Origin of the sequence: Nostoc sp., assembly GCF_036917655.1 — a bacterium.
Taxonomy (GTDB): domain Bacteria; phylum Cyanobacteriota; class Cyanobacteriia; order Cyanobacteriales; family Nostocaceae; genus Nostoc.
The window spans coordinates 115,771-139,584 of the sequence record NZ_JBALCY010000070.1; the positions used below are offsets into that span (position 1 = coordinate 115,771).

Consider the following 23,814-nt stretch of genomic DNA (forward strand, 5'->3'; position numbering starts at 1 on the left):
ATGTCAAAAGAATTCGCAATTGGTAGTAAAGTCCGTGTTGTGGCACTACCAGCCTACGTCAAAACTGCTGAACCTATGCCCATGCTGCGCCCCCCCGATGTGATTCACATTGGCGAAGAGGGTATAGTCATTGACCGCAGACCTGGTGGATATTGGGGTATTCGCTTTACTAGGGGAGCTTTTCTCCTAGATAGCCAATACATCGAAAGCACAGATACCCCACCCGAATCTAATTTAGAGTGAGATTACTAGTAACCAAGAATTGTAAACTTGTGTAAAGTTGTGATTTTGGTTTGCACCATGATTTCCCGCCGCACTTTTTTAAGCATATTATTTGCCAGCTGTATTTCTGTGATCAGCTGGCTGAATTTTACCCCTGCTGCTGATGCTCTTGGTGGTAAACTTCCGGCAATTAATCAACCCGCACCAGAGTTTACTTTGCCAACCAACACAGGTGATGGCAAAATCTCCCTCTCTGACTTGCGTGGTAAGTGGCTAGTCCTGTACTTTTATCCTAAAGACTTCACCTCTGGTTGTACTATAGAGGCTCGTCGTTTTCAGCAAGACTTACCCCAATACCTCCAAAAAAATGCCCAGATTATTGGTGTCAGTGCTGATGACATTGATTCTCACGCCAAATTTTGTGATTCAGAGGGACTAAAATTCCCGCTGTTGGCTGACACTGATGGTTCAGTGAGTAAAGCTTACGGTTCGTGGCTTGGCTTCTTATCCATGCGCCACAGTTTTCTCATCGATCCTCAGGGCGTCTTACGCGAGACTTTTGTCAAAGTCAACCCAACCATTCACAGTTCAGAAGTGCTGGCACGACTAGAAAAATTACAGTCCGCAGCTTCTTAAACGATTAGCCTAAGTTAGGGATTCGCTTTCTTAGCTGAGGCTAACGCTTATAATTTGCGTTGCATTCAAGCAATAAATTCCCACATCCGCTAAAGAGCCACCTCCAGCTAAATCGCGTTTCAATCGCCACTGGTTTAAGTCAAGCAATTTTGGATTTTGGATTGCCGATAGCGTAGCGTTAGCGAGTCAGACGCTCGCTAACGCTACGCCGCGCTATCGAGCGTCTTTTGGATTGACCCCGACCACCCTTCAACTACGCTCAGGGTGCAGGGTAATATGATTTTAAATTTTGGATTTTGGATTTGTTCCGCCCACGCTTGGGCGGGGCATGATATAATTTTCGGTCAAAGACTTATCTAGGACTTACGCATTGACAGGAAATAAGGCAACTTGCTTGAGGGTGCTACTAATTTTAGTGGCGGGCAGCGCCAACGTTTAGAAATAAACCCCGACTGTAGCAAGATCCCGCAGGGTAACTGAACGGAGTGGGAGCCACTCAGCCTTTGAGCTACGTGTTGACGTTGCGGGTCTTAAACCCTTCAATTTACGATAAACCCATATTTTTTGAGTACAGTCTTGGCTTGACTGCCAGATAAAAACTCGACAAATTCCTTGGCAGCAGAAGTATTTTTACTACTCTTGAGTACAGCCATTGGATAGACAATTGGTGAGTGAAATTTATCGTCAGCAGCGACTACGACTTTTACCTTGTTGGAGATTTTGGCATCAGTGGCATAAACTAAACCCGCTTCGGCGTTGCCACTTTCTACTGCTGCCAAAACTTGACGCACATTGTTAGCAAAGACCAATTTTGACTTGACCCGATCATAAATTTTCAATTTCTTTAAGACTTCTTCCCCATATTGACCGGCGGGTACACTTCTAGGTTCACCGATCGCAATTTTTTTAATCTTACTATCTGTTAAATTGTAGAAGCTACTGATGCCAACAACATCCTGAGCCACAATCAAGACTAGACGGTTATTTGCTAGGTTAATCCGGCTACCTGGTAGCAACAGTCCTTTTTGTTCCAAGGCATCCACTTGCTTTTTGCCAGCAGAAATAAAGATATCCGCTGGCGCACCTTGCTCAATCTGTTGCTGCAAGGCACCAGAAGCCCCAAAGTTATAACTAATATTGATATTTGATTTACTTTGTTGGTACAAAGGTTTAATTTCTTCCAGCGCATCTTTTAAGCTGGCAGCTGCGGACACAAGTATGCTGGTGTTTGACTGTGCTATTACAGGAGAAGGAGTAACAAATGGTAAACCAATTGCCAGCAGCAAGCCAGCAACTACTATACCCAGAAAGCCAAAAATCTGTCTTCTTTTCATAGAAAAGGTGTTTGAGAGGTTTTTTTCTAAAATGGATGCTAGGTAGAATCGTAACAATAATACCAAGATTTTCCCAACTATATCGGTAAATTTATGCCTAGAAAAGAACAAGGGTGGGTCACATTTCAAACCTCAGAAGAGGAGCGCAAGATTTTGGAAGAGTTTTGCGGTCAGTCTCAGCGAACCAAGACCGAGATTCTCCGGGAATTGGTACGTGGTCTTAATCAATACTCCTCACCATCCAACTCGCTACCAACCATAAATACAGAAGAGGAAGATATCTACGCTCAACAGCCTGAGATAGAAATTAGTATTCAAAAGAAACCACTCAAAGTTAGCTCCCGCAATATTCTGAAGGGTGTTGTTAAACGAGTTGTCACTGGAGCCGTTAATAGTGAGGTGACGCTGGAGATTATTCACAAAGTTGAGTTAACTTCGATTATCACCAGAGTATCGGTAGAAGAGTTGGATTTGTCTGAGGGGAAAGAGGCTTATGCCGTTATTAAGTCCAACGATATAGTTATTGCCAGAGAATAGGCTGTCGCTTCGCTATTCACTCAAGAAGAACTAGCAAAATTGCTCTTATTCCCTCCTTAAAAAGGAGGGTTAGGGAGGATCAAGCCTTAACCCAAGCCTATTGGGTTAAGTTTTGTCGTACTCTATTTGTCCATAATCAAGTTTGATAATTCGGTTTGCTAAATGAAAATAGCGATCATCGTGGCTAATCACCAGAACTGTTTTGCCCCGCGATCGCAGTTCTGGTAATAGTTGGGTGTAAAATACTTCTTTAAATACTGGATCTTGATCAGCTGCCCACTCATCAAATAGATAAATTGGTCGATCTTCCAAGTAGGCTGTGAGTAAAGCTAATCGTTTCCGTTGTCCTTGAGAAAGTGCTGTGGTAGAAAGTTTCCCATTTTCAACTTTCACCTTATGGTCTAGTTGCAGTTGTTGTAAATATTTTTTGGCTTGAGCATCCAAGTCAGAATTTTTTAATCCTAAAAGTTCTTCAAATAAATAGAAGTCGGAAAATACCACGGAAAAATGCTGGCGATACCATTCTCGGTTCTGTTCGCTAATTAACTCGTCATCAAACCAAATTTCGCCATTTTCCGGTATGTAAAGTCCAGTAATTAGTTTCGCTAACGTAGATTTACCGCTACCATTGCCACCGACAATGAAGACTAATTCTTGAGGATACAATATCAGGTCGATGGGGCCAAAGATAAAGCTATTGTCTTCTTGATCTGTGTAGTAAGTGTGGGTAACACTTTTAAATTTTAAGCTGTGCCAGTCAGATTTAAGAGCAGGTGGAACAGTCGATATTTCAGTTCGGCTAGCTAGAGATAAACCCAGTGATTCTATTTTTTGTAGCGCAATGCTGGCTTTGCTTAATAGGGGAAGTTTGCTGATGATGTTATCCATTGGTAACACCAAGTAAGTCAAGGTCAAAATATAGCCAGAGAGAGTTTGGGGATTGATGGTAAGTAGATTAGGCAGCGCGAACAGTACAAAACCAAGGGCAAAAAAGAATACGAGTTGACCCCAGCTTGAAGTTGTGGCAAAAAGGGTTAAACCGTTAACGTTGTGATGACGGAATTCGTTAGCAGTTGATTGCAGTTTTTCTTCTAAAAAGTCTTCACGTCGCCTGTAATTTAGCTTGAGTTCCTTGACTCCTTCGGTAATGGTGCGAAAATGCTTAAATAGATGATCTTCATCATCACGAGCTAGGGCTAGCAATTTTCCTCCTCTGTTGAGTAGCCACTGACAACTAGCGATCGCTACTACTGAAATACCACAAACCATCAGCAGTACTAACCAAGAAAGCCAGGTTATATATGCTATGCAACCCAGGACGATCGCTAGATTAATAAAGATGAAAGGCATCTGATAAACAGCATTAGCAACCGCCTGAATATCTTCTGTTAGAGTTGCCAATAATCGAGGATTCCCTAAACGTTCCAGATGACTCAACTCAGAAGCGAGAATTTGGCGACTCAAACGCATCCGTAATTGCAAAACTGCATTCTGAGAAAGGCGAATCAGCATCACTTGGGAAATAATACTGGTAATCAAGGCGACAATTGCCAGCCCCGCAAAACCCCAAATTATCGATGTCAGCCGGTAACCACCACTGCTACTTGCAGCATGACTAATTAAGGCAATCAAGCCAGCACTACTACCGCCACTCAGGAATCCCGTAGCGATCGCGATCGCCACCATCCCCCAAGAAGAACGCAAAAGAAAGTAAATCAAATTCATGACAAACGCCCATACCCTGTTGGACACAACAAAAAATGAAAATCTCTCTTTTTATGTCCCATGTCCGATTTTTATGACAGTTGTTTGCCAACCAATTAAATTTGCATTGCTAGGGTAGATTTTATATTTTACCAGTTAAATACCCCTGAAATATGACGATGAAGAAGGCAGAAGGCAGTTCTTGCTGGAGGAAAATTGCTTTGGAGCCTCAAGCCTTTCTTTGGTAAGCTAGTTGCAATTACAGCTGATTATGTGAATAAATTGTCAAATTAGCTGCTCAGTTTTCTGGGGTAAAATTTACGATGACTCTGAATCTGAAATCTTTGGAGAACCAATTTGATGTAGCGGCCAATTCCAAAACCGCTGCTGTCACTCAAGGAAGCCGCTACGTTCCCTTGCACCATCGACGCATTCTGTGTATCTTTCCTAAATACAGTCGCTCCTTTGGTACTTTTCATCACGCCTACCCACTTATGGGTAATGTCCGGGCTTTTATGCCACCCCAAGGTATTTTAATTGTGGCTGCCTACTTACCTAAAAAATGGGAAGTGCGGTTTATTGATGAGAATGTCAAATCGGCAACTAGGGCTGATTACCAATGGGCTGATGTGGTGATTGTGAGTGGAATGCATATCCAGAAACCACAGATTAATCAAATTAATGAACTTGCCCATCGAGCCGGCAAAATCACAGTTGTGGGTGGCCCCTCGGTATCTGGGTGTCCAGAATATTATCCTGAGTTTGACATTTTAAATTTGGGTGAATTGGGAGATGGAAGCGATCGCATGATCGAATATCTCGACCAAAATCTGGAACGTCCCCAAGCGCAAATTCGCTTTGAAAGCAAGGAACGTCTGCCCCTAACAGAGTTTCCGACTCCAGCTTATCATTTGCTGAATATCAATGATTATTTCCTGGCAAATGTGCAGTTTTCGAGTGGTTGCCCTTATCGCTGCGAGTTTTGTGATATTCCAGAACTCTATGGCAACACTCCCCGAATGAAGACACCAGAGCAAGTAGTCGCGGAGTTAGATGCAATGCGGCGATCTGGCAATTTGGGAGCAGTGTATTTTGTCGATGATAACTTTGTTGGCGATCGCCGTGCCGCCATGAAGTTGCTTCCTCATCTGATTGACTGGCAAAAGCGCAATGGCTACCCCATCCAGTTTGCCTGTGAAGCAACGCTCAACCTAGCTCAAAGTCCAAAACTGCTGGAGATGATGCGCGAAGCTTATTTCTGCACAATCTTTTGCGGCATTGAAACACCGGAACCACAGGCTCTCCATGCTATTTCCAAAGACCAAAATCTGAGTATACCAATCTTAAAAGCGATTCAGATTTTAAATAGCTATGGCATGGAAGTAGTATCAGGAATCATCATTGGGTTAGATACAGATACACCAGAAACAGCAGACCGAATTATCGAATTTATTCGGGCATCCCAAATTCCGATGTTGACAATTAACCTCCTTCATGCATTACCTAGAACTCCGCTATGGCGGAGGTTAGAAGCAGAAGGGCGACTTGTCTTTGATGAAAGCCGCGAATCAAATGTTGAGTTTTTGATGCCCTACGAGCAAGTTATTGAGATGTGGCGGCGCTGCATCACAACTGCTTATGAGCCAGAATTTTTATATGAGCGGTTTGCCTACAATATGGAACACACTTACCCAAACCGCATCGAAGTACCCAACAGCCCAGATCGCGCTTCTGCGGCAAATATTCGCAAAGGTTTAACTTATTTAACCAATATTTTGCTGCGAATAGGCGTATTTAGTAACTATCGTCAGACTTTTTGGAAAATGGCCAAGCCAGCACTGAAAGCGGGTAATATTGAAAACTTGATTCACGTTGGACTTGTCGGACACCATTTGATTAAGTTTGCCCAAGATTGTGCCAAAAACGAAGAATCGGCTTCGTTTTATTCCCAAAAAATCCTCACTAAAGTTCGTAGCTAACTGTCAACATTAGGTACTAGGGTTCTTTAAAACCATCGGTTGCTACAAGTGCTACATTGAAATTTGATAGCTCACGCATAATACATCTGGGGTTTGTTGCAAATAGGGCTGAGGCTTTGTTTAGATATTTGGGAAAAAATTGACTATCAAAGCTAGCTAAAAGTCCTATTTCACCATTGCTCTCGCTACCTATGATGGTGTTGAGACGCTCTATAACTAGATTAAGGCGACTGGCCGACCAGTGGATGCGATCGCCATCAACGCGGGTATTGGTGTCGGTGGTGAGTTCGCCCGTGAAACCGACCTGAAGGACGAACTCAATCTGATCAATCTGAACCTCGTATCGTCTGTACATCTTGCCAAACGGGTGGTTAAGGACATGGTTGAGCGTGGCAAGGGTCGAATCCTTTTCACGTCGTCGATCGCCGCCCTGATGCTCGGCCCGTTCGAGAAAACTGCCAGTTCTTAAATAAAAATCTATATCTATAGATAGATGTGGTAGTAATACGGTTCGGACAAAATCCCCGCCTGCGGCGACCCCCTTAAAAAGAGGGTAAAGATTAGAAAAAGCCCCCCTTTTTAAGGGGGGTTGGGGGGATCTTCGAGAGACAAACACGTTAACCGAACCGTATTGGATGTGGTAGTCGTCAATGTTTCTGTCAAAAGACCACATCAAATTCATATTTATCAGGACTAATGAAGTAGCGCAGGTGTCGCAGTTCCAGAGTTTTGATATTTTATAAGTCTCAAATATTCATAAATATATATTGGACATCGGAAAAATTGCTACCTATGATACTCATACATGCAAGTCATAGGATGATGTAACTATGTCGGAGAAATATACTCCAGGGTATTCAAGTAATGCGACTAAGGAGAATTTGAGAAGCCAAGTTGTGACGCAAGGAGTGCAGCGATCGCCTAATAGAGCAATGCTGCGTGCTGTTGGTTTTACAGATGAAGATTTCAATAAAGCCATTGTCGGTATTGCCAATGGCTATAGCACTATCACCCCCTGCAATATGGGGATAAATCAACTGGCACAAAGGGCAGAAATTGCTGTTAAAAATGCTGGGGCGATGCCACAAGTGTTTGGCACAATTACCATCAGCGACGGGATTTCGATGGGAACTGAAGGGATGAAATATTCCCTAGTGTCGCGGGAAGTAATTGCTGACTCGATTGAAACTGCCTGTACTGGGCAAAGTATGGATGGTGTGCTGGCCATTGGCGGTTGTGATAAGAATATGCCAGGGGCAATGTTAGCGATCGCGCGGATGAATATCCCTGCAATATTCGTTTACGGTGGCACCATTAAACCTGGACACTACAACGGACGCGATTTAACCGTTGTCAGTTCTTTTGAAGCTGTTGGTCAATATAGCGCTGGGAAGATTGACTCCAAAGAACTATTAGAAGTTGAAAGTCGGGCTTGTCCTGGTGCTGGTTCATGTGGGGGAATGTTCACAGCTAACACCATGTCTTCAGCTTTCGAGGCGATGGGGATGAGTTTGCCCTATTCCTCAACAATGGCGGCAGAAGATGCCGAAAAAGCCGACAGCACGGAAAAATCAGCGTTTGTGTTAGTCGAAGCTATCCGCAAACAAATCTTGCCCCGGCAAATTATCACCCGCAAATCTATAGAGAATGCCATTTCTGTGATTATGGCGGTGGGTGGTTCGACGAATGCAGTATTGCATTTCTTAGCGATCGCCCGCGCCGCTGATGTAGAGTTAACCCTGGATGACTTTGAAACTATCCGCGCCCGTGTTCCTGTTTTATGTGATTTAAAACCCAGTGGTAAGTATGTAGCTACAGACTTGCACAAAGCTGGTGGCATTCCCCAAGTGATGAAAATGCTACTTGTGCATGACTTAATACACGGAGATATCCTCACCATCAGTGGTCAAACAGTTGCAGAAGTCTTGGCAGATGTACCAGCAGAACCATCCGCCCACCAAGATGTGATCCGTCCCTGGAATAACCCGATGTATGCTCAAGGACACTTAGCCATCCTCAGAGGTAATCTGGCTACAGAAGGTGCGGTCGCTAAAATTACCGGGGTGAAAAAGCCAGTAATTACTGGGCCCGCACGGGTGTTTGAATCGGAAGAAGCCTCTTTAGATGCAATCTTGTCCGGGAAAATTCAAGCAGGTGATATTCTCGTCATCCGCTATGAAGGGCCCAAGGGTGGCCCGGGTATGCGGGAAATGCTAGCTCCCACTTCTGCAATTATCGGTGCTGGCTTAGGTGATGCTGTGGGATTAATTACCGATGGGCGCTTTTCTGGTGGCACTTACGGCATGGTGGTTGGTCACGTTGCACCAGAAGCCGCAGTTGGTGGTGCGATCGCTCTTGTAGAAGAAGGCGATAGTATTACCATTAATGCACCTGCACGCCTCTTGCAGTTGAACATATCTGAGTCAGAATTAGCTCGCCGCCGTGCAAACTGGCAACCTCCTTCACCCCGTTACACTAAAGGCGTATTGGCAAAATATGCCTTTTTGGTATCTTCTAGCAGTATCGGTGCAGTAACGGATTTGGATCTGTTCAATAACTTTGTATCCCATTAGTTTCCGTCAAGAGTCCAGAGTCCAGATTTTTTAAACTCTTGACTTTTGACTCTGGACAACCTCTACGATAAGAATATGACACTTGCGTAAGTCCTATTCATATATGACCATAAAGCCTTGGGATGCTCAACTTGCTTACTGGCTAGTTAAACCTCTAAAAGACAGTTGGGTAAACCCCAATCATCTTACCACAGTGCGACTTGTGACAGGGTTGGCGGCTGCCATTGCGATCGCAGTTGGCGATGCTATCTGGGCTAACATAGGGGCAGGGCTATTTGCTTTATCCAACTTTCTAGATCACACAGACGGTGAATTAGCTCGTTTGAGTGGGAAAAGCAGCAAATGGGGACATCAGTATGATCTCGCTAGTGACGCCATCATTCACATTCTTTTGTTTGTGTGTATTGGATATGGTCTTAGGGAGGGAAAATTTGGTTGGTGGGCGTTGCTTATGGGGATAGTATCTGGCGTGTCTGTTGCTTGCATCTTTCATTTGCGAAACCAAATGGAACAGCGTTTAGGTAAAGACGCCAGCCGTCAACCAAATTTCGCCGGGTTTGACATTGAAGACGTGCTGTATTTGTTTCCCATAGTTACCTTACTGGATGGACTAGAGCCGTTACTAATGGCGGCTACAATTGGAGCACCAACTTTTGCTATATGGGTAATTTGGCAATTTTGGGCACTCCCGCAGTCTGAATCAAACTAGGATAACGGGGCATTGGGCATTGGGCTGTCAATCAATTTTGGATTTTAGATTTTAGATTTTAGATTGACTCATAGCAATCAAGTCAGGGGCAAGTCAAGTAATTTTAGATTTTAGATAATAGAATTATTCTCGCGTTTAAATTCGCTTTTTCTCAGACCTGTTTAAATTTTGGACTTTCCTGCGGAACGCTACGCGAACGGCGTGAGCGCTCAGTCGAAGGCTCTTGAATCTTCAATTCCATTTGACAAATTTTAAACATCGTAAATTCGGTGATTTTTACTTGCTTGATCCTGTCTTAATGTTCTTAAGCAGCGTTTATTCTTTGCAAACCAGTGTAAACATTGAACCGTTCTCCGCGCAGGAATCCAATTAAGGTAATCCCGAATTCCTTGGCGACAGACACAGCTAAACTACTGGGAGCGGAAACAGAACAGACAATGGGAACTCCAGCAGTTGTAGACTTTTGCAAAATTTCAAAACTAGAGCGTCCGCTGACCAGGACAATACAATTATTTAAAGGCAACTCGTCACTGAGCAAAGCTGTACCAATCAATTTATCCAAAGCATTGTGTCGTCCAACATCCTCCCGCAGGTTTAACAGTTGTCCTTGAACATCGAAGGTTGCCGCAGCGTGCAAACCCCCTGTAGCAGTGAAGATACCTTGAGCAGCCCGGAGCTTGTCTGGTAGGCTGTAGATGATCTCAGGTGTTACTGTTGGGCCCGAAGGAATCACTGGACATCCCCGCATACGCAAAGCCTCAAGGCTAGCCTTACCACACACCCCACAGGCGCTACTAGTGTAGAAATGACGCTCCAAAGGCTGTAAGTCTGGAATCAACCCGTCCCGCAGTTCTACATTTACGATGTTATGGCGTTGCTCACCATCTACTAATTCATCTACGCAGTAGCTAATCCGTCGGATATCTTCCCTGCGGCTAACGACTCCTTCGCTGTAGAGGAAACCAGCTGCTAGTTCAAAATCTGCCCCTGGTGTCCGCATGGTGACAGCGACTGTCTTTTGGAAAGGAGCAAGGCGAATTTCTAAAGGTTCTTCGGTGGTGAGTTGGTCTAAACGAGGCCGTACTTGACCTTTTTCCATTACCCAGACAGTGGCTTTGGTTTTGCTCTTAGTTGGCATTGTCATATTTGTGATCCTTGGTGAATTGAAACTTTGATACTAATCTGGAAACAGAGTAATGCTATTTGTATATCAGATGTCAGGTTGATGCTCACCAACTATTTTGTACTGTTGAGCTAGATCGGCTAGGTTTCTGTTTAGGAAGTAAAATGAACCTAAAATTTTTGGCTTTCAGCAAAATTTTATTTGCAATAGTCTTTGTGATTCCCCTTGGTTTTGCAGGATACTTAGTGGGTAGTAACATTAGTCAAAGAGTAATTGAAAAATCTCTTGCTAAACAAGTTATGTCCACCTCCACCGTCGGAAAAAGTTCTCAATTACAGACACTTTTAAATGAGATAGTTGCAGAACAAAAAATTCCTGGTGCAGTCATGTATATTTCTACACCTAAAGGTTCTTGGCTGGGAGCATCTGGTGTGAATAACTTGTCAACTAAAACCCGGATGAAAACCACAGATGGCTTTTCTATTGCCAGTATGAGTAAAACTTTTATGGCGGTGGTTGTGCTGAAATTAGTGGAACAAGGGAAGATAGAATTAGATCGGGCGATCGCAACCTACCTACCAAGAGACATCAGTCCTCATATTATCAACAGCGACAAAATTACAGTTCGTCAACTGCTCAACCACACCAGTGGTGTTGCTGAATACCTAGAAACAAAAGAGTTTCTTCAAGCTACAGCGAAAAGAAGTCGCTCACAGCCTTGGACAGCAAGAGAAGCTATTCGATATATGTACCAAGAACAACCGCAGGCAAATCCCGGAGAAAAATTTATTTATACTGATTGCAACTACATTCTTTTGGAACTGATTGTTGAAAATATAACTAGAGGAACTCTCGCACAAGCAATCCGCAGTCAGATTTTAAAACCATTAGGGTTAAAACATACCTTCACGGAATTGCGCGAACCGACAATTGGAGAAGTAGCTATAGGTTATGGCGATCGCAATAAGGATGGTAAGCTAGATAGCTACGCCCAAGTCAATGATGGCAATGGTTTAGGAGATGGTGGATTAGTTTCAACAGCAGAGGATTTAGCCAAGTTCGCTAAAGCGTTATTTGTCAAAAAAAGCTTACTTTCCTCGAAGATGATGAAAGAAATGCTGAAATTTAAAGATAATGGCGAAGGCTATAGCTATGGGTTGGGTGTAGAACGGTTCTCATCTCCTTTAGAAAAAGCAATTGGGCATACTGGTACAGCTTATGGCTTCGTAACATTGCTGGCATATTTACCCAATCAAAAAACCACTATAGTAGTGCTACTAAACAATCAGAATGTTGATATTAAATCAGTAGCTAAGACAGGTCTAGAGGTTGTTGAGAATAAATGATCCTAATATAAATTTGAGGCGAATGGGATAATAAAGTAGTAAATACACGTTTGCCATGAGTAATAATAACCAACAAGAGATGTTGAATTTCCTCAATGAAATCTACAAAAATGAAGGAGATTCTTACGGAATTGATTATTTTAGTCAGTTTTTGCATGAGATGGAAAAATATGATTTTGCCCAAATATTAGCTTGCCAAGCAAAATTTCCTATTGGATATGTACTTAGCTTTATTCTATCAACTCCTTCACTTTGGATTAATTTGTCAGATACAGACTGGATTAGAATTATGTCTGTATTGAACCCAAGACCAAAACCATTCAGCATAGAAATTTTTGATGCAGGTTATGTAGATATTCACTTTCTATGTAAATATATGCGAGTTAACGCAATAGAACTGTTTTTGCAACAAAAAGAATTCAGCGATGAAGATAAAAAAAAAGCTACTACAGTACTCCAATAAAGTAGCAGTTTTTTTATTTATGAATGAGTTAGATTTGGAAAACTTAGACGGCAATTATTATCTACATCAAGATCAACTTGAAAAGGTAAGATTGACCCTTGTTTCCAACGGAAAAATTAAGCCGCTTAATTATACTGAAGATGAGCTTAGGGAATACATAAAAAAAGAGCTAAAAGTTTTTGAGTAAGGCTTTTAGCTTAACTTAACTGTTACCGCCAAATCCAACTATAATTCATCCAGCAAAGCACATTCTACTGGTTTATGCCTTGGAAGTAACTCTAGATCAGCTTTTCAAATAAGCCAAGTTTTGTCAAATAAACTTCACATCACTTAGGAAGCACCTTTATAAATTTTCTGGGTCAATGTTCAGTTCTCGCAATTTTGCTGCTAGGCGTTCAGCGCGTTGTCTTTCTTGTTCGGCGTGTTCCGTTTCCCACTGTGCAATTTCTTCAGGCGTAGGCATTAACTGTCCTTCCGCATTGAAATAGCGTAATTGATTTTCATAAACGCCCAAGTACAAACTTAGCTGCTGACTCCACAACAATCCTTGTGGGTTGGGTTCTATAGGTTGATACGTACCACCCAACAAAATAAACCCAGCAAATTCTAAATTCTTGGGGTCAAACCAGAAATATTCAGGAGTGCGAAAGATATCTTGGTAAATTTGTTTTTTTAAGCCCTTGTCAGTCGCTGCGGTTGACTTTGAAAGCAGTTCTATAATCAAATTTGGATATTTGCCGTCTTCTTCCCAAACAACCCAACTATCACGGGGTTTGCGTTCAGTATCTAAAACGACAAAGAAATCTGGCCCCCGAAAGTCTTGGGATTTACGCTGGCGTGGACTGTAATAAATGCTAAGATTGCCGGCAGCAAAAAAGTCGTTGTGGTCCCGCCACCACCAATCAATGCATTTTATCAATAGCAGCATTTGCTGCAAATGTAGGTATGTTTCCAATGGTGGCTCATTACTTTCTAAATCCCCTGGTGGAAATATAACATCTTCTGGGGTTTCAAAATCTTTGGCGACAGACATGGCTGCAAGTTTTGGAGTTATATTAAGTTGAGCGTAGCAGTCGGAAAGCGTTAATATTAGGTTTGCTTTTCTAGGCGTACTACTGCATTATAATCAGGAACTCCTTCGAGCGATCGCTTACTTTTATCTAGTAGCACGTTCCCTTCTGGCCAATGTACTTGCAAGTTTCCTGACTGAATTGGCACAATATAGACTTGACAGAATAACTCGCCTAACTCATTCTTAAGAATTACTTTATCTCCATCTTTTAAACCCAACTGGGCCGCATCAGCAGCATTCATTAGCACCGCCTCTCGCACCGCCCCAGTAATTGCATCTTTGCGTTCCTGCACCATACTATTAAATTGCTTACCTCGGCGCGTTGCTACTAAGAAATAGCCCTCTGGTAATTCTCTTTGCCGTGGCAATAATACCCCAAAGTGTGCCTTACCATCCGCTGTAGGGAAATTCCAACCAAAGCACAAATGTGACCCACCATACTGAAATTGATCGCCAGCCTGCTGTAAGTGTTGAATACCAGCATATTGGGGGACGACTTGAGCAATTTCTTGACGGATAGCAGCTGTGTCAGCAAAAGCCAGCTTATCTGCCAAATCTGGCTTTACCCGCCTTGCCAATTCTAAAAACACTTCCCACTCTGGACGGGCTTCTCCAATGCGTGGCCCCGGAATTTCTGGACTGAAAATTACCCGGCGTTCGGTGTTAGTTTCTGTGACTCCTCCTGGGATTTCGTAGCGAGTCGTCGCAGGTAAAAGCACCACAGTGTCAGCAGGTTCCACCAACATCTGGCTGGAGAGAACAATATCCATGTGTACCCGCAACGGTATTTGCTTCAGCGCCGCTTCCACATAATCCGGTTCTGGCAGCACTTCTAGGAAATTCCCGCCCACGGAAAACAACACATCTAATTCCCCCTGATGTGCGGCGTTAATCATTTCTGGAGCAATTAAACCTTTAGTTGCTGGCACTTCAAAGCCCCAATGTTGACTCAATTGGGCAGCATTTTCTGAAGTAATGGATTTACCACCAGGAAAGACTGTGGCGTAACATCCCATCTCTGCACCACCTTGCACCCCAGAGTGACCGCGAATTGGCATTAAACCGCAGCCTTCCCGACCGACAAAACCTTTGGTGAGAGCTAAGTTGATGATACTTCGCACATTATCTTCGCCGCATTCATGCTGGGTAATGCCCATACTCCAAACAAATACGGCTTTATTAGCTTCTTTGACCATTTTGGCAAAGGCGTACATTGACTCGCGGGATGTACCAGAAAGCCGCTCTAATTCTTCCCAAGATTGGCTTTCTAACGATGCCTTGAGTTCGGCAAAGCCATCTGTGTGTAAATCAATAAATGACTGGTCTACCCAATTGTTAGCAATTATATGTTTAATTGTGCCATTCAAAAATGCTATATCCCCGCCCATGTTGATTAAGAAGAAGTCTTCGGCAAACTTTGTACCAAAAACGGCACTTTCCACAATTGAGGGCACCCAGTAGCGCTCCATTCCTGGCTCACGGTAAGTATTAATAACTACAATTTTTGTGCCAGCTTTCTTGGCGTAATGGAGATACTTGACGGTAACAGGCTGATTATTGGCAACATTGGAGCCAATGAAGACTAATAAATCAGTGCCAATCCAGTCTTTATAAGAACAGGTGGTAGCCCCTGCACCAATAGCAGCTTTCAGTCCTGCCGTACTGGGAGAATGGCAGATGCGGGCAGCGTTATCAATATTATTGCTTCCCATTGCCCGCACAGCTTTTTGGGTAGCATAATAAGTTTCGTTGACAGTACCGCGACTGGTAACATAGAAACTGAGGCGGTCTGGTGTGGTAGTGCGGATGCGATCGCTAATTACCCCTAAAGCTTCATCCCAGCTAACACGGCGAAAGCCTTTTTCCCCTCGTTGACGGATCATCGGGTAAGGAAGCCGTCCCAAGTCGCGTAATTGGGCACTTTTTTGCTTTTGTAACTGCGAAACATCCTCTAGTAGCATAGGGTCAAAAGCTGGCATAGTATTCATCCGCAACAGCCGCAACCGGACATTGCAGAGATGGATGCCTTCTATTGTCCAATCCTTCATCCCGGTTGTTCCGAGAGCGCAACCATCGCAGACACCTTTATCGAGAATATTCCACGCATAGGGTAGTTTGTCACGAGACAGCCAAATTGCCCGAAAAACCTCCCAATAATTGTTGGGGTACTGTTCGCCAATCCCGAAAGGCTTCCAACTTGCCCAGTGCTGTGGTGTCCAATACTTCTTGGGTTTAGGCAACATGACGGTAAGAAAGTAAAGCGATGTGGTGGTTCTTTTAGGCTACCGTTTTTAGTAGCATTTTAGTAGCACGGATTTCAAATGACTGTGGGAATCGTAACTAATTATGCGGACATGATATCATTCCAGGAAGCAAACATGATGCTGCTGGTCATCGGGCAGCCCGTCTTACTGACAAAAACTAAATTCTGATCGCAATAGTGGGCTGAACAGATATCCAAAAGCAGCCTTTGCAGCCTAGACCCGCTTTGAGAATGATTAAAACTTTACACATTATTTGCGATCGCTATGTCCGCGTACAATTAGCGCAGATGGATTACCAAGAAGGTTCTCAAAAAGAACACTATCAACTCTTAGATGTTTATCAAAAGCAGGATACAAAAGCTGCTGTCAGGTTACTAAAATGAACACATTGACACCGCCGGAGAACAGCTAATTGGATACTTGCAGCAAATTGCTCAGAAGCGCTGATTATTAGATGATCTACCAGAACAGACTAAACAGGAAATTTACATTATCCTGTTCAACGTGAGTTCGACAAACCTCTCCCTACCTTGAACTTTAGTTCAAGTTTCTCTCCGACTCGGAGAGGGAAGGTTTTACCTAGTAAAACCAGCGAGAGGTCTTTTGATTCAGTTCACGTTGTTTATAAAAATAGGTAGGGTTGTCCATGAAGAAACTGACCCAGTGTATTAAGATATTGCTCCAACGTATCCTCAAAAAGTTTGTATCCAATTCTCAGCAGACATCGCCCTTAATAAATTCTCGCCCGTTAGACACATCTATCAAGAGTGTTTCTCCCCGATGGGAGTCTGGTTTGGTGCTTGTGTGTTCCCAATGTGCAAACGAACGGTCAAATAGTTTTCATCCAACTAGCAGAAGCTCAACGGTTTCCGAAGACTTAGAGAATTGGTTGAAATCTCGTTTAAAATTTGAGGGATTATGGGGTGAATTTCGGGTCGTTAGCACCAGTTGTTTAGGAGTTTGTCCACGGATGGGAATTACTGTTGTTATTGTAAGTAATGGAAGTGGCGGTAATAGTCCATGCTTAATTGTAAATCCTCAGAGCGATCGCGAACTTCTTTACTCACGCATCAAACAGAATAAAGGATGATTTTACAGTTTTGCTAACGCTGAGATTAGGATATTTTTTTCACTAAATTATTGAATACCAAATTGTGTTTTGGATCGCACTATGGTTCGGTTAAGTGGCAAAGTAAAAAGGGGTGAATATTTGAATTCACCCCTCACCTTTTATCTTCTTACCTTTTTCCTAGACTACAAGGGAGGTGAAGAATACTTATCCAAACCGTATTGGTGCCATTCATATCTCAGCGATTACGACTTTAAGCGAGGTATATTTGGTACTACCATAGTAGGTGAGGAATTAGTGCTTCGGGCATTAGTACTTGAGGAAGCAGTGGTTGGGGAACTGAGATTCAAGAAATCGATGAGTTTGAGAGTACGTTTACGAATTTTCCAGCGTCCAGCTTTGTTTACGACTTCATCTTCATAAGTACCATTAGCAACATCAATGCTGGTTTCTGAACGTTTGTGAGTCGCATGGAGATAAGAGGTCATGGTTGCTTTATTATTCTCAACTGAAATGTTTATCGTACCCATCAAGTGTTGGGTAGCTGTATAACCATTTCCTTGGAATACTGAATAGACAAAATCTGCCCAAGAATCCGTCCCATAACTTGTTTGAGTTGCCCCATCAGGAAAAATAGCAGTAAGGACAGCATCTTGAGTAAAACAATCCCGATAAATATTCTTTCCCTCTAGGAGATTTCCTCTACCAATGGCATCAGTTCCCAGCGAGTAACAGGATGTTAATTTTTGAATTTCTAATTCTGCGTTAGGTTGAGATGCACTTGCTAGTTCAAACCTACCTCCAATAAACAGCACAAAAGTGACTGCAAGCACAATCAATGTGATCCGATTTAACAAAAACGAGATAGCCTTTGAAACTATTCGCCCACTTTCTCTTCTTTTTTCCACAGGATAACACCTTAATTTTTCCGATTTTCGCATCTTGCAACTTGCTGCAAACTCAATTTACGGCTGATATTGTAGCTCATAAAAAGCTGGCTAAAATCCTTGCAGATTTAGCTATAGCTTACTTTTATATCAGCTAGTAAATGAGAGAGATAATACAAGACTTGATGCATATAATCAGTTATAACAGGTAACTCATAAATTTTTAAGTGTTAATTGTAACTAAGTTTATGTTGATTTGATTAAGTAATAAAGTTACCACTTAGATAGTTTTATTAACAACAAAATAACCTTGATTTTACCAACTTTCAAAACTTAAATATAATTACTATAGCAATCCTGAAGCATTCGTGATAAACAAGATGCCCGACTTCTCAAAGAAGTCGGGTAACTGCGGCTATAGTTTTGCTAACACGGCTTTACTATGAGAGATTATTCTCCCAAAATGGGAATAGAAATTATAAATTGTGTTCCTTGTCTCAAGACGGATTCACAAATCAAACTTCCACCATGATTTTCTACTATAATTTGGCGACTAATAGATAATCCTAATCCCGTACCTTTTCCTACACATTTAGTAGTAAATAAATTTACAAATATACATGCTTTAACTTCTTCTGACATTCCTTTAGCATTATCTTGAATCTTAATTACCAAATTATTATCTTCCTGTATCTTAGTTAAGATAGTAATAATATTAGGATAATTTTCTTGAACTTCCATAAAACTACGACCGATATTTGCTTCTTCTAAAGCATCAATTGCATTTGCAATAATATTCATAAACACCTGATTCAATTGTCCTAAATAGCATTTAACTAATGGAATATTTCCATACTCCTTAATGACTTGAATGGTGGGACGATTATGATCAGCTTTGAGGCGATGCTGTAAAATCAACAAAGTACTATCAATACCTTCGTGGATATTAGCTAATACTTTAGAGGTAGTATCAGTGCGTGAAAAAGTACGGAGTGAAGTACTAATGTTGCGAATACGCTGTGTCCCTACTGTCATCCCATCAATCATTTTGGGCAAATCTTTTAGCAGGAAATCTATATCTATTTCTTCGGCCTTTTCTGCAATTTCAGCGCCAGGATTGGGGAATTTTTCTCGGTACAGTTGCAGATAGTCTATTAAATCCTTAACAGTATCTTTTGCTTGGACGATACTACCTGTAAGAAAACCAACTGGATTGTTGATTTCGTGTGCTACACCTGCGACTAAATTCCCCAGACTCGACATTTTTTCGCTTTGAATAAGTTGTAGTTGTGCCTCTTGCAAATCTTTGATTGACTGTTCTAATTCTCTAGATTTGTCTTGCTCCCTTGTGTACAAGCGGGCATTTTCGATAGCAATAGCCATTTGAGAAACTAAGACTTTTAATACCTCCACCCTTTCTGGAACAAAAGCTCCTGATGATAACTGATTTTCTAAATAAATAATCCCCGTAAGCTGTGATTGGTAAATAATGGGCAAGCAAAAGATTGATTTTGTTTGAGATTCCTGAATATAAATATCAAAGTTAAAAGGCTCTGTAATTATCGCATCATTTAATACAAGATATTGCTGAGTGCGAAAAACGTAATTAATCACAGATAGCGGTAAATCCTGATAGGTTTCAACAGGAATAGAGCGTAAAACTGTCACTACATCGTCAGCAGCATTTCCAGAAGCTTCGATATATAGTTGATTATCTTTAAGTAGGAGTAGTAGTGCTTTTTGGGCGGCAACATTTTCTAGTAGAATTTTGATTAGCTTACCCAACAAATTTTCCAAAACAATTTCGTTAGTAATCGCTTGCGAAAACTTGATGAATGTATTAAAGTCTAAAAAATCGCTTAAACTACTATTAGTAGTCGTGGTAGTGGTAAAGTGAATTGTATCTATTTTAGAAGTAGTAGTTTCTATAGTAGTAGTTTGTCCTACTAGAAAAACATACTTGGATTCTAAGTATTTAACTTTAGCGATCGCACCCCAACGAATATAGGCATAATAGGCTTTAGTTATATAAGTTTGATGAATTAAATCTTTACCTAGAGATTGATAAAATTTTCCTGCTAACTCATAGGCTAAAGCTTCTTCTTGGAGAAAACCGTTTTCTTGAGATTTGACAATAGAATTCTCATAGTAGTCCATTGCTTCAAGCTTTTGACCCAAAACCCGATACCGTTCTGCCTCCACGAGATAAAATCTATGTAAGTGATTCGTGGGAGCATGAGTAGCCCAGAGTTCCATTTTTTGCTGATTAACTTGGACTTTTTCTAGAATAGCTTGCTTGTCAGACTCTTTAGCGCTATGATATATTGCCAAGTGGGCTAAAGAATCATAAAAATAGAACAGTGGAACAACAAACAACCCTGTTACACCACCTAAAGATTTTTCTGCGATCGCAGCATTTTCTACAGCTTTAAAATACTCCCCAAATATGTAAGAGAGCATTAGTTTATTGACAAATAGATGGTTAATTGTGTAAAGGTCATTTACTTGCTGATGAATTGGTAGCATACTTCGCTCGTCGTAGGCTTCTCCAATTAAACAGTCCACATTTTCGGAATTTCCTTTCAAATTCAAAACTGTTTGTAAATATACTAAGTTCCAAGTTAAAGCTACTTGCTGCTTAATTTTTTTCAGCGATTCACAGTAAGCTATTAGTTCTTTTTCTAGAACCCAAAGTTCCTTACCTAGCCAAAATGAATGATAGGGATAAATGTAACCACAATAGCCAGCATATTCTAAATCTCCAGTTTCCAGACCACTAGAATATCCTGTCATTGATGATGTTAATGTCTCCCTAACATGCTCTTTCCAATGCATAACATGGGCGCTAACAACCGTCAGAATCTTAGCCTTGAGTTCTTCAGCATTAAATTGTGACACCAAACTAGAAGCCAATTTACCAAATTCATAGCCAGAATCAATTTCTCCTTGAACTCCACACAAAATTAATCCATAAAGACTATAACCATAGGCAGATACAGCCGTATTGCCATACTTTAAGGACAAATTTACCATTTTAGAGACAATAATTGGCATCATTGCAGGAGCAGTTTGAAAAGCCGCAGGGAGAACTCCCATTAAAATTCTCATGGCTGCAATCTTGTTAGGATCACTCATTAATGGTAAGTTAATTAAATGTGCGATCGCTTTCCCTTTCAAAGAAACAGCGATTTCATCCATCCCCTGCTGAATATCAGATGATGTCGGTTCATCTGGAAAATTTATTCCTAACAATTGCAGAATTGATACTGCTATTTTGATGGCTTCCAGTTGTTTGCTTTGAATGATAGAAGCGATAATCTGTACTTCATAGACTTTCACTTTGTCTAAAAGGATTTTGGCTTGTTGCTGCACCACCTCAGCCCATTGCTGCATCTGCTCAAAATTACCGCCCAGATAGGCTGCCTCTGCGGCTCCTTCATATAAACCTATGGTTAAGTTATATTCAGTTTGCCAAGCATCTATACTTAAAAGTTCTATCCCATTTGTGAAGTACTTGAGTGCAGCTTCGTAAGCTGTAGAAGCTTTAGCTTTTCGCCCTGCAATTAAATTTAATCGTGCTAATTCAGTTTTTTCAGATTGCTCTATCAGGTTAACAATACCTACATTCAACTGATTAACGATATCAAAAATATTAGCTTCTATTTCCTCCTTTGGGATATTTTGTAGAAGCAATTGCCCAATTCTCAGGTGAGTAGATTTCTTTAGTTCTTCTGGAATCAACGAATATGCTGCTTGTTGTACTCTGTCATGCAAGAACTTGTAACCCACTCGTGAAGTGTCAAAATTTAAATTAACTGCTTCTTCTTGATTAAAAACTAAAGGAATACGGTAAGCTTCACTTAAAGGCAGAATTAATCCCGCTTGCAAAGCCGAGTGTAAATCATTGGCTGTCAAAGAAGCTGATTTTTCATTGACTATCGATAAAACATCCAGACTAAATCTGTCACCCACACAAGCTGCTAATTTTAAAACATCTTGGGTAAACTTTGGTAGTTTCTCAACTCGACTAGCAACCAGTTCAACCACATTTTTATCAGTAATTCCAATTGCTTGAATATCTTCTATACTCCACTGCCATCTAGCATTAATGAAATCAAATATTAAAAGTTTTTCTTGGTGAAGTGCCTGAATAAGTTGCGTTATAAAAAATGGGTTTCCACCTGTTTTATTAGAAATTAATTCAGCTAATTGGATAATTTTATTACCAAAAAGTCTGGATTTTGCATCATGATTAACCTCTGTTTGTTGTAGAGTTTCAGCAACTAGCTGAGTGACATTCTCTAAATTCAAAGGTTGCAACACAATATTATTAACAACTGTGCCAGAATTCTTAATTTCTTCTATGTTTTGGATTAACGGATGTACTGCACTAACTTCATTATCCCTATATGCACCAATGAACAATAGATGTTTGCTGTCAGTGTCAGTTATGAGCAGTTTGATTAAATTCAATGTGGCTGAATCTGCCCATTGCAAATCATCTAAAAATATGACTAGGGGGTGTTCTTTTTGAGTGAAAATTTGGATAAACTCTTTAAAAACATGGTTGAAGCGATTTTGTGATTCTGTTGCACCAATTTGGGCAACTTCTGGCTGTGTACCAATGATTAATTCTACTTCGGGAATTACGTCAGTAATGACTTTTCCATTTGTTCCTAAAGCTGATAGTATTTTTTCACGCCATGTTTCTATTTTTTCATTATTCTCTGTCAGTAAATACCGCATTAAATAAGCAAAAGCTTGAATTAAAGAAGCATAAGGTATATTTCGCCTTAACTGGTCAAATTTACCATAAATAAAGTAACCTTTTCTGCGAGTAATGGGTTTATTAACTTCGTTGACTAGAACTGATTTGCCAATACCAGAATAACCAGAAACTAGCATCATTTCACTAGTCCCAGATGTAATGCGTTCAAATGCAGCTAATAGTTCATTAACTTGTTCTTCACGGCCATATAATTTCTGAGGGATTAATAACTGGCTTAAGACATCTAAACGACCTGGAACAAAATCAGTAATTGTCCCCTTGGTTTCTAACTGGTTGAGACATAATTCCAAGTCTGCTAATAATCCTGTAGCACTTTGATATCTGTCTTCCGCATTTTTTGCCATCAACTTCAGCACAATTTCTGAGATGGTGTTCGGAATTTTTGGATTTAATGACTGTGGGTTTATCGGTTGAACAGCAATGTGACTATAAACTAGTTCTAAGGGGTCTTGACTAAGAAATGGTGTTTTCTCGGTGAGCATTTCATATAAAGTCACACCAAGAGAATAAAAGTCAGTGCGATAATCGAGAATACGATTCATTCTCCCAGTTTGTTCAGGAGACATATAGGCAAGTGTGCCTTCAACGCAGTTAGGGTTATTAAATTGGGGATTTTCTTTATTGAGGCGGGAGGCTATACCAAAGTCAGTGAGTTTAACAATACCTGTCTGGGAGTTAATAATGATGTTACTGGGTTTGATATCTTTATGAATAATCTGGTGTTTATGCAAATAAGCTAGAGCTTTAGTCAGTTGAATAGCAATTTTTAAATCGTTAATTAAGTCAAGTTTTTCTATTTGAATAATTTCGGCTAAAGATTGACCACCAAAGTCTTCTAACAAAAGCCCCACACGATTGTCAAAGGTTTCCAAACTAAGGGCTTTAACTATGTTGGGATGGTCTAAACTTTGCTGAATTTGATATTCATTTTTAAGACGAGTAAAGGCTTCGAGGGTAGGATATTCATTTTTAAGCAACTTGAGGATAACTCGCTGTTGCGTCTTTGGCGTTTGTGTTTGATAAATAATTGTTTGGATTCCTTCATGGAGAGTCGAGTTGATTTGATATCCAGTACGATTTGGCATTGATTTTTGACTATAAATTTAC

Annotated in this window: 20 protein-coding genes; 12 read left to right on the top strand and 8 right to left on the bottom strand. The window is 41.1% G+C overall.

The genetic code is table 11. The features are described from left to right. Complete coding sequence (sipA, locus tag V7K30_RS24960) at positions 1 to 243, top strand: regulatory protein SipA (protein WP_335003878.1); 243 nt, start codon at positions 1 to 3, stop codon at positions 241 to 243. A gap of 57 nt (positions 244 to 300) precedes the next feature. Beyond that, a complete protein-coding gene (locus tag V7K30_RS24965; protein WP_335003880.1) occupies positions 301 to 858 on the top strand; it encodes a peroxiredoxin in 558 nt (185 codons plus the stop codon). Positions 859 to 1,397: 539 nt separating this feature from the next. Here V7K30_RS24965 and modA read toward each other — a convergent pair. Continuing rightward, positions 1,398 to 2,192 carry a molybdate ABC transporter substrate-binding protein gene (gene modA, locus V7K30_RS24970; protein WP_335003882.1) on the bottom strand — a complete coding sequence of 265 codons (795 nt, stop codon included), beginning with the start codon at positions 2,190 to 2,192 and terminating at the stop codon, positions 1,398 to 1,400. A 93-nt stretch (positions 2,193 to 2,285) separates the two neighbouring features. Here modA and V7K30_RS24975 point away from each other — a divergent pair, with 93 nt between their 5' ends. After that, positions 2,286 to 2,729 (top strand): TOBE domain-containing protein, encoded by a 444-nt coding sequence (locus V7K30_RS24975; protein ID WP_335003884.1) that lies wholly within the window; start codon positions 2,286 to 2,288, stop codon positions 2,727 to 2,729. A gap of 105 nt (positions 2,730 to 2,834) precedes the next feature. On the opposite strand, the gene V7K30_RS24980 is transcribed toward V7K30_RS24975, so the two are convergent. Then, positions 2,835 to 4,454 carry a cyclic peptide export ABC transporter gene (locus V7K30_RS24980; protein WP_335003886.1) on the bottom strand — a complete coding sequence of 540 codons (1,620 nt, stop codon included), beginning with the start codon at positions 4,452 to 4,454 and terminating at the stop codon, positions 2,835 to 2,837. Positions 4,455 to 4,756: 302 nt separating this feature from the next. Between V7K30_RS24980 and V7K30_RS24985 the strand changes: the two genes are divergently transcribed. Next, positions 4,757 to 6,412, top strand: a complete 1,656-nt coding sequence (locus V7K30_RS24985; protein WP_335003888.1) for a B12-binding domain-containing radical SAM protein — start codon at positions 4,757 to 4,759, stop codon at positions 6,410 to 6,412. Between the two features lie 16 nt (positions 6,413 to 6,428). Here the strand turns inward: V7K30_RS24985 and V7K30_RS24990 are convergent, their stop codons facing one another. Further along, entirely contained in the window at positions 6,429 to 6,767 is a 339-nt protein-coding gene (locus tag V7K30_RS24990) for a hypothetical protein (RefSeq protein WP_335003889.1), read from the bottom strand. Between V7K30_RS24990 and V7K30_RS34370 the strand changes: the two genes are divergently transcribed. From V7K30_RS34370 to V7K30_RS25000, 3 genes are all read left to right on the top strand, one after another. Beyond that, a complete protein-coding gene (locus tag V7K30_RS34370; RefSeq protein WP_442941105.1) occupies positions 6,681 to 6,881 on the top strand; it encodes an SDR family NAD(P)-dependent oxidoreductase in 201 nt (66 codons plus the stop codon). The two genes, V7K30_RS24990 and V7K30_RS34370, sit on opposite strands and share 87 nt — an antisense overlap. Before the next feature lie 361 nt (positions 6,882 to 7,242). After that, positions 7,243 to 8,985 carry a dihydroxy-acid dehydratase gene (ilvD, locus tag V7K30_RS24995; protein WP_335003890.1) on the top strand — a complete coding sequence of 581 codons (1,743 nt, stop codon included), beginning with the start codon at positions 7,243 to 7,245 and terminating at the stop codon, positions 8,983 to 8,985. A gap of 103 nt (positions 8,986 to 9,088) precedes the next feature. Further along, the gene (locus V7K30_RS25000; protein ID WP_335003891.1) at positions 9,089 to 9,694 is read left to right on the top strand and encodes a CDP-alcohol phosphatidyltransferase family protein; all 606 of its coding nucleotides are present in this window, start codon (positions 9,089 to 9,091) and stop codon (positions 9,692 to 9,694) included. Between the two features lie 304 nt (positions 9,695 to 9,998). On the opposite strand, the gene fdhD is transcribed toward V7K30_RS25000, so the two are convergent. Further along, positions 9,999 to 10,838 (bottom strand): formate dehydrogenase accessory sulfurtransferase FdhD, encoded by an 840-nt coding sequence (gene fdhD / locus V7K30_RS25005; protein ID WP_335003893.1) that lies wholly within the window; start codon positions 10,836 to 10,838, stop codon positions 9,999 to 10,001. Positions 10,839 to 10,981: 143 nt separating this feature from the next. Between fdhD and V7K30_RS25010 the strand changes: the two genes are divergently transcribed. From V7K30_RS25010 to V7K30_RS25020, 3 genes are read left to right on the top strand one after another with little or no spacing between them, the layout of a single operon-like run. Beyond that, the gene (locus V7K30_RS25010; RefSeq protein ID WP_335003895.1) at positions 10,982 to 12,163 is read left to right on the top strand and encodes a serine hydrolase domain-containing protein; all 1,182 of its coding nucleotides are present in this window, start codon (positions 10,982 to 10,984) and stop codon (positions 12,161 to 12,163) included. 55 nt (positions 12,164 to 12,218) lie between these two features. After that, positions 12,219 to 12,626 carry a hypothetical protein gene (locus V7K30_RS25015; RefSeq protein ID WP_335003897.1) on the top strand — a complete coding sequence of 136 codons (408 nt, stop codon included), beginning with the start codon at positions 12,219 to 12,221 and terminating at the stop codon, positions 12,624 to 12,626. A gap of 19 nt (positions 12,627 to 12,645) precedes the next feature. Then, positions 12,646 to 12,813, top strand: a complete 168-nt coding sequence (locus tag V7K30_RS25020; protein ID WP_335003898.1) for a hypothetical protein — start codon at positions 12,646 to 12,648, stop codon at positions 12,811 to 12,813. 156 nt (positions 12,814 to 12,969) lie between these two features. Here V7K30_RS25020 and V7K30_RS25025 read toward each other — a convergent pair whose 3' ends face one another. Then, on the bottom strand, positions 12,970 to 13,659 hold the full coding sequence (locus V7K30_RS25025; RefSeq protein WP_335003900.1) for a Uma2 family endonuclease: 690 nt from the start codon (positions 13,657 to 13,659) through the stop codon (positions 12,970 to 12,972). Between the two features lie 56 nt (positions 13,660 to 13,715). Then, a complete protein-coding gene (locus tag V7K30_RS25030; RefSeq protein ID WP_335003902.1) occupies positions 13,716 to 15,941 on the bottom strand; it encodes an FdhF/YdeP family oxidoreductase in 2,226 nt (741 codons plus the stop codon). 251 nt (positions 15,942 to 16,192) lie between these two features. On the opposite strand from V7K30_RS25030, the gene V7K30_RS25035 reads away from it, so the two are divergent. Next, positions 16,193 to 16,345 carry a hypothetical protein gene (locus V7K30_RS25035; RefSeq protein WP_335003904.1) on the top strand — a complete coding sequence of 51 codons (153 nt, stop codon included), beginning with the start codon at positions 16,193 to 16,195 and terminating at the stop codon, positions 16,343 to 16,345. 263 nt (positions 16,346 to 16,608) lie between these two features. Then, the gene (locus V7K30_RS25040; RefSeq protein ID WP_335003906.1) at positions 16,609 to 17,052 is read left to right on the top strand and encodes a (2Fe-2S) ferredoxin domain-containing protein; all 444 of its coding nucleotides are present in this window, start codon (positions 16,609 to 16,611) and stop codon (positions 17,050 to 17,052) included. A gap of 224 nt (positions 17,053 to 17,276) precedes the next feature. Here the strand turns inward: V7K30_RS25040 and V7K30_RS25045 are convergent, their stop codons facing one another. Continuing rightward, the gene (locus tag V7K30_RS25045) at positions 17,277 to 17,864 is read right to left on the bottom strand and encodes a nuclear transport factor 2 family protein (RefSeq protein ID WP_335003908.1); all 588 of its coding nucleotides are present in this window, start codon (positions 17,862 to 17,864) and stop codon (positions 17,277 to 17,279) included. 504 nt (positions 17,865 to 18,368) lie between these two features. Then, positions 18,369 to 23,792, bottom strand: coding sequence for a trifunctional serine/threonine-protein kinase/ATP-binding protein/sensor histidine kinase (locus V7K30_RS25050; protein ID WP_335003910.1), 5,424 nt, complete (start codon positions 23,790 to 23,792; stop codon positions 18,369 to 18,371). Positions 23,793 to 23,814: the final 22 nt, after the last annotated feature.